Source organism: Phytobacter sp. V69, assembly GCF_965644215.1.
In the GTDB taxonomy this organism is placed as follows: domain Bacteria; phylum Pseudomonadota; class Gammaproteobacteria; order Enterobacterales; family Enterobacteriaceae; genus Phytobacter.
On the sequence record NZ_CBFFRL010000255.1, the window covers coordinates 1 to 5,511 of the forward strand.

General features: G+C 52.8%; 8 protein-coding genes. All 8 read left to right on the forward strand.

From position 1 onward, the window contains the following. Positions 1 to 319 precede the first annotated feature (319 nt). The 8 genes from ACSZPU_RS22835 (at position 320) to ACSZPU_RS22870 (ending at position 5,325) form a co-directional block, all read left to right on the forward strand. Positions 320 to 1,096, forward strand: a complete 777-nt coding sequence (locus tag ACSZPU_RS22835; protein WP_499003482.1) for a threonine/serine exporter family protein — start codon at positions 320 to 322, stop codon at positions 1,094 to 1,096. After that, positions 1,087 to 1,560, forward strand: a complete 474-nt coding sequence (locus ACSZPU_RS22840) for a threonine/serine exporter (protein ID WP_499003484.1) — start codon at positions 1,087 to 1,089, stop codon at positions 1,558 to 1,560. Before ACSZPU_RS22835 ends, ACSZPU_RS22840 begins: the two co-directional genes overlap by 10 nt. Before the next feature lie 66 nt (positions 1,561 to 1,626). Continuing rightward, positions 1,627 to 2,268: a TetR/AcrR family transcriptional regulator gene (locus ACSZPU_RS22845; RefSeq protein WP_499003487.1), complete on the forward strand. Its 642-nt coding sequence runs from the start codon at positions 1,627 to 1,629 to the stop codon at positions 2,266 to 2,268. A 45-nt stretch (positions 2,269 to 2,313) separates the two neighbouring features. Then, positions 2,314 to 2,769, forward strand: coding sequence for a MarR family winged helix-turn-helix transcriptional regulator (locus ACSZPU_RS22850; RefSeq protein WP_499003490.1), 456 nt, complete (start codon positions 2,314 to 2,316; stop codon positions 2,767 to 2,769). 82 nt (positions 2,770 to 2,851) lie between these two features. Further along, a complete protein-coding gene (locus ACSZPU_RS22855; protein WP_499003494.1) occupies positions 2,852 to 3,280 on the forward strand; it encodes an organic hydroperoxide resistance protein in 429 nt (142 codons plus the stop codon). A 184-nt stretch (positions 3,281 to 3,464) separates the two neighbouring features. Continuing rightward, positions 3,465 to 4,004: a primosomal protein DnaT gene (dnaT, locus tag ACSZPU_RS22860; protein ID WP_499003497.1), complete on the forward strand. Its 540-nt coding sequence runs from the start codon at positions 3,465 to 3,467 to the stop codon at positions 4,002 to 4,004. 2 nt (positions 4,005 to 4,006) lie between these two features. Beyond that, positions 4,007 to 4,744 (forward strand): replicative helicase loader DnaC, encoded by a 738-nt coding sequence (dnaC, locus tag ACSZPU_RS22865; RefSeq protein WP_499003500.1) that lies wholly within the window; start codon positions 4,007 to 4,009, stop codon positions 4,742 to 4,744. A 74-nt stretch (positions 4,745 to 4,818) separates the two neighbouring features. Beyond that, a complete protein-coding gene (locus tag ACSZPU_RS22870) occupies positions 4,819 to 5,325 on the forward strand; it encodes a YjjA family protein (RefSeq protein WP_499003504.1) in 507 nt (168 codons plus the stop codon). Positions 5,326 to 5,511 lie beyond the last annotated feature (186 nt).

A 5,511-nucleotide genomic window follows, 5' to 3' on the forward strand; every position in this document is an offset into this window, starting at 1 on the left:
CAGGCAACCGTCTGTGGTGTTTGCAGAGCTAAGATTGGCGGCTTAGCGTTGCACTTCGGAGTTGAATCCGCCATATATTTCTTTAAAAGAAATACATGAGAGGAATATATCTGTCCTTTTCACGCTCACGCAACGCAGGTTTCTCTTACCCTGTGGAAAGTGGTGCACAATCCTGCCAGAGCACCGTAAAACCACACCATTTTGTGATTTATTGCGCGAATCTTGATCTATCTCCGCGCCATCTACCGGGCTTCCTGTGCTAAAAATGACCTTCTCGTGCCACGCCTTGTGGACCTTGTGCAACATTACCAGGGCTATCATGCAAGAAGACCAGTCATCACAACGGGCCGTTACACGTCTGTGTATCCAGTGCGGCCTTTTTTTATTGCAACACGGTGCGGAAAGCGCACTGGTAGAAGAATTATCCACACGTCTGGGACTGGCGCTGGGCATGGATAGCGTGGAAAGCTCCATCTCATCGAACGCCATTGTCCTGACCACCATTAAAGAGGGTCAGTGCCTGACATCGACCCGCAAAAACAGCGATCACGGCATCAATATGCATGTGGTGACGGAAGTACAGCATATCGTCATCATGGCGGAGCACCGACTGTTGGACGCTCACGATGTCGAAAAGCGCTTCTCGCAGGTGAAACCGCTGCGTTACCCGCGCTGGCTGGTTACGCTGATGGTTGGCCTGTCCTGCGCCTGCTTTTGTCGGCTGAATAATGGCGGCTGGGATGGCGCGTTTATCACCTTCTGCGCCAGCAGTGTGGCGATGTATGTCCGTCTGCTGTTGGCGAACCGTCATATGCACCCGCAAATCAATTTCTGCATCACCGCGTTCGTGGCAACTACTGTGTCCGGGCTGATGCTCACCATGCCGGTTTTCCTGCACACCCCGACGGTCGCGATGGCTGCAAGCGTCTTATTGCTGGTACCCGGCTTCCCGCTGATTAACTCCGTCGCTGATATGTTTAAAGGCCACATCAATACAGGCCTTGCGCGCTGGGCTATCGCCAGCCTGTTAACACTCGCCACCTGCATTGGTGTGGTATTGGCTATGACCATGTGGGGGCTGCGCGGATGGATGTAATCTGGTTTTTGCTTAATCTGATGCAGGATATGGTGCTGGCTGCCATTCCGGCAGTAGGGTTTGCGATGGTGTTTAATGTCCCGCATCGCGCCCTGCCCTGGTGTGCGCTGCTGGGCGCGATTGGCCACGGTACGCGCTTCGCCATGGTCTATTGGGGCTTCAACATTGAGTGGTCGACATTTATCGCCTCAATGCTGGTCGGCAGTATTGGGATTCGCTGGTCGCGCTGGTATCTCGCTCACCCGAAAGTCTTCACAGTTGCCGCGGTGATCCCCATGTTTCCGGGGATATCGGCCTATACCGCGATGATCTCCGCCGTGAAAATCTGCCATCTCGGCTATAACGAAGACCTGATGATCCTGCTGCTGACCAATTTCCTTAAAGCCTCGTCGATTGTCGGTGCGCTGTCTATCGGCCTGTCGATTCCAGGGCTGTGGATTTATCGCAAACGCCCACGCGTGTGAAATTTGAGTTATTTCTTTGCCATGGTGATAATCCCCCGAACCGATTGTGGCTGACGAGGAGCGGATGTGGAACACCATGGCATTTATTCACCGGACAGTTTTGATGAGTCCCGGGTGAAGGACAAAATTTTCCTCAGCGCGATTACCCTGTTTGCGGAATACGGCCTCAATGGCGCGCGCATGGAGCAAATCGCCGAAAAAGCAGGCACCACCAAGCGCATGGTGGTGTACCACTATAAAACCAAAGAAAACCTGTACTTACAGGTTATCGAGTATGTTTACGCCGCCATTCGCGCCAACGAAAAATCCCTCAATCTCGCCACCCTGCCGCCTGTCGAAGCGCTGGTACAACTGGTGGAGAGCAACTTCGACTACCACGCCGATCACACGGACTTTATTCGTATCATCTACATGGAGAACATGCAGCGCGGGCGCTTCATTCAGCAGTCGACCTATCTGCGTGATGTCAATCTCAGCGCCCTGACGCTGCTGGAAGAGATTTTGCGTCGCGGCCAGCACAAGCAGTTATTCAATCAAAGCGTCTGCGCGCGCGACCTTCATCGTCTGATCAGTAGCTTTAGTTTTCATTATGTTGCGAACAGCTATTCGTTCTCCATGCTCTTTGAAGCGGATGAAGATCAGCAACAGCAGCGTGAGCATTATCGTCAGATGGCCGTGCAGGTGGTCTTGCGTTATGTTTGCCCGTGAAAAAATAACTTGCAATTAAATCGTGCGCTACACATATTCAAAACCATGAAAACGAAATCAACTCCGCCCGCGAATGCGCAGCTCGCGTTAGATAACCAGTTTTGTTTTGCGTTGTACTCAACAAACCTGGCGCTGCACAAGCTGTATCGGCAGTTACTGACGCCGATGAATCTGACCTACCCGCAATACCTGGTGATGCTGGTGTTGTGGGAGCAAGATGACATCACGGTGTCGGAGATTGGCGAACGCTTATTTCTCGATTCGGCAACACTGACCCCGCTGTTGAAGCGGCTGGAAAGCGCCGGGTTTATTATTCGCCAACGTTCCCGTCAGGATGAACGCCAGGTTGTTATCACCCTGAGCGACGCAGGCCGGGAATTACAGGAACAGGCAAAAGCAATCCCGAATGCGGTGATGTGCTCGTTCGATTGCGATCACAAGCACCTGATGGAGCTAAAGCAGCAGCTCGAAACATTGCGCCAACAATTTCAGCAAGCATAAGCCCGGCCGTGGACGGTTTTATGCGACCATATATATAGCGCGCTATTTTATAGCAAACGATAAATACGATAAGGAACCTGTTATGTCTTTAGAAAAAGTGGTTTATACCGCCAAAGCCAAAGCTACCGGTGGCCGTGAAGGTCGCGCAACCTCTTCTGACGGCGTACTGGACGTCAAACTGGGTTTGCCAAAAGAGATGGGTGGCGCTGGCGGTGAAGTCACCAACCCGGAGCAGCTGTTTGCCGCAGGATATTCAGCCTGCTTCCTGGGTGCTATGAAGTTCGTCTCCGGTCGCGACAAAATCACCATCGCGAAAGACGCTTTTATCGAAGCAGAAGTGGGTATCGGCCCGCTACCGACCGGGTTTGGGATTGAGGTTAAACTCAATATCCACCTGGAAGGGATGGATGCCGCAGAAGCGAAGAAACTGGTCGATGCTGCACATATTGTCTGCCCTTATTCCAACGCCACTCGTGGCAATGTCGATGTAACGTTAAATATCATCGCGTAATACTAAGCCGGACGGGTATTAGCCAAAGATCCAGCAGCCAACACCATTGGGAAAACACACAGCCGGGAAATCCGGCTTTTTCGTCTCTGCTCCCCTTTGCCTCCACTGTGTTACTATGTGTCATTATGTCTGCGAAAATCGTCGCAGAATGTCTTCCTGTTTTTGCCCTGTTTGAGAACGCGCTATGTCTTCCAGAATTCTGACTTCCACGGTTATCGGCATTGATGATTTTATGCGCGATCACGACGGCGTTCTGGCGCGAACAGAAGGGGGCGCGGTCGCTGTTTTTGCCAATAACAGCCCGGCGTTTTACGCTATTACGCCCACACGCCTCGCGGAATTGCTGGCGCTGGAAGCCCGTCTGGCGCGTCCGGCCAGCGATATCACGCTGGATAACCAGTTCTATGAAGAACCCACCGCCGCGCCGGTGAATATCCCAATGGGAAAATTTGCAATGTACGTAGGCTGGCAGCCGGATGCCGATTTTCAGCGCCTTGCGGCACTGTGGGGTATCGCCCTCGCACAACCCGTCGCGCCGGAAGAGCTGGTGGCCTTTGTTGCCTACTGGCAGGCCGAAGGGAAAGTGTTCCACCACGTGCAGTGGCAACAAAAACTGGCGCGCAGCCTGCAGATAAATCGTGCCAGTCAGGGCGGCGTGGCGAAACGCGACATTAACGCGATTTCCCAGCCTGACAGTCAAATTCCACCAGGTTTTAGAGGATAACGATGAAAAACGTCGGCGAACTGATGAAACGTCTGCAACGGATGATGCCTGCCAACACGCAGCCCGCCTTTAAGAGCGGCGAAGAACTCATGGCCTGGCAAAAAGAACAGGGTAAGATCCACGCCGCCGCGCTCGCTCGCGAAAATCGGGCGATGAAAATGCAGCGCACGTTTAACCGTTCCGGCATTCGTCCGCTTCACCAGAACTGCTCTTTCGATAATTACAAAGTCGAATGCGAAGGCCAGATGCGTGCACTCAGTCAGGCGCGACAGTATGTGGCTGAATTTGATGGCAATATCGCCAGTTTTATCTTCTCTGGCAAACCGGGAACCGGCAAAAACCATCTGGCAGCAGCCATCTGCAATGAACTGTTGCTGCACGGAAAATCCGTCCTGATCATCACCGTCGCCGACATCATGTCCGCCATGAAAGAGACCTTTGGCAACCGTGAAAGCAGCGAAGAGCAGTTGCTTAACGATCTGAGCAGCGTGGATCTGCTGGTGATCGACGAGATCGGCATGCAGACCGAATCACGCTACGAAAAAGTGATCATTAACCAGATTGTCGATCGCCGTTCGTCCTCAAAACGCCCAACGGGTATGCTCACCAACAGCAATCTGGATGAGATGAACAAGTTAGTGGGCGAACGCGTCATGGACAGGATGCGACTGGGCAACAGTCTGTGGGTCATTTTTAACTGGGACAGTTACCGTAGCCGCGTTACCGGCAAAGAGTATTGAGAATTTTCCTCTCCTGAATGCTAACGATGCCAGGTGTATACTGTGCGCTTTCAGGCCACATTCAGGGTTACACCATGTCCTTTGCTAAACATCTTCTCTGCGTCGCCTTCGCTGGCGGCGCACTCTTCGCCAGCGCAAGCTACGCTGCCTCCTGGCAGGATAGCCTTTCCAGCGCCGCCAATCAGCTCAGCCAGCAGAGTAATAACAATTCCGGCACCAGCCAGCAGGGCGGTCTGTCTCTGTCAACGCTGACGGGCCTGCTCAATGGCGGCAACCAGCCGCTAAGCTCCAGCACCATGAATAATGCAGCAGGCGTAATGTCTTACTGCGCAAAAAACAAACTCGCCTCGCTGACCAACACGGATAACATTAAAAATCAGGTGCTGGACAAACTCGGTCTGAACACTCAGACAGAACAGCAGAAAGACACCAACTATCTCGAAGGCCTGCAGGGGATGTTGAACACCAAAAACGGCGAGCAGCTCAATTTGAACAACATTGGCAGCACGCCGCTGGCGGAGAAAGTAAAAACCAAAGCCTGCGATATCGTGCTGAAACAGGGCGTGAATTTCCTGTCCTGAGTGTAAAACAGGTCGCGTTTGCCCACTCTCTGGGGCCTACGCGACACCTGCTTTTCCCTGCCTGACTTCCCTCCCATCGCGAAAAGCGACAGCCGTCATACTTAAACCTTTCTAGATAGTGTCGTCACAAGATTTTAGCCCAGAGAGCGATGCATCTGATCTGGACGGCAGCGAGAAATGAGGCCG

Bases quoted from the DNA above. Each gene is read 5' to 3' on its own strand.
- ACSZPU_RS22835 (WP_499003482.1), top strand. From the start codon at position 320: ATGCAAGAAGACCAGTCATCACAACGGGCCGTTACACGTCTGTGTATC.
- ACSZPU_RS22840 (WP_499003484.1), top strand. From the start codon at position 1,087: ATGGATGTAATCTGGTTTTTGCTTAATCTGATGCAGGATATGGTGCTG.
- ACSZPU_RS22850 (WP_499003490.1), top strand. From the start codon at position 2,314: ATGAAAACGAAATCAACTCCGCCCGCGAATGCGCAGCTCGCGTTAGAT.
- ACSZPU_RS22855 (WP_499003494.1), top strand. From the start codon at position 2,852: ATGTCTTTAGAAAAAGTGGTTTATACCGCCAAAGCCAAAGCTACCGGT.
- dnaT (WP_499003497.1), top strand. From the start codon at position 3,465: ATGTCTTCCAGAATTCTGACTTCCACGGTTATCGGCATTGATGATTTT.
- dnaC (WP_499003500.1), top strand. From the start codon at position 4,007: ATGAAAAACGTCGGCGAACTGATGAAACGTCTGCAACGGATGATGCCT.
- ACSZPU_RS22870 (WP_499003504.1), top strand. From the start codon at position 4,819: ATGTCCTTTGCTAAACATCTTCTCTGCGTCGCCTTCGCTGGCGGCGCA.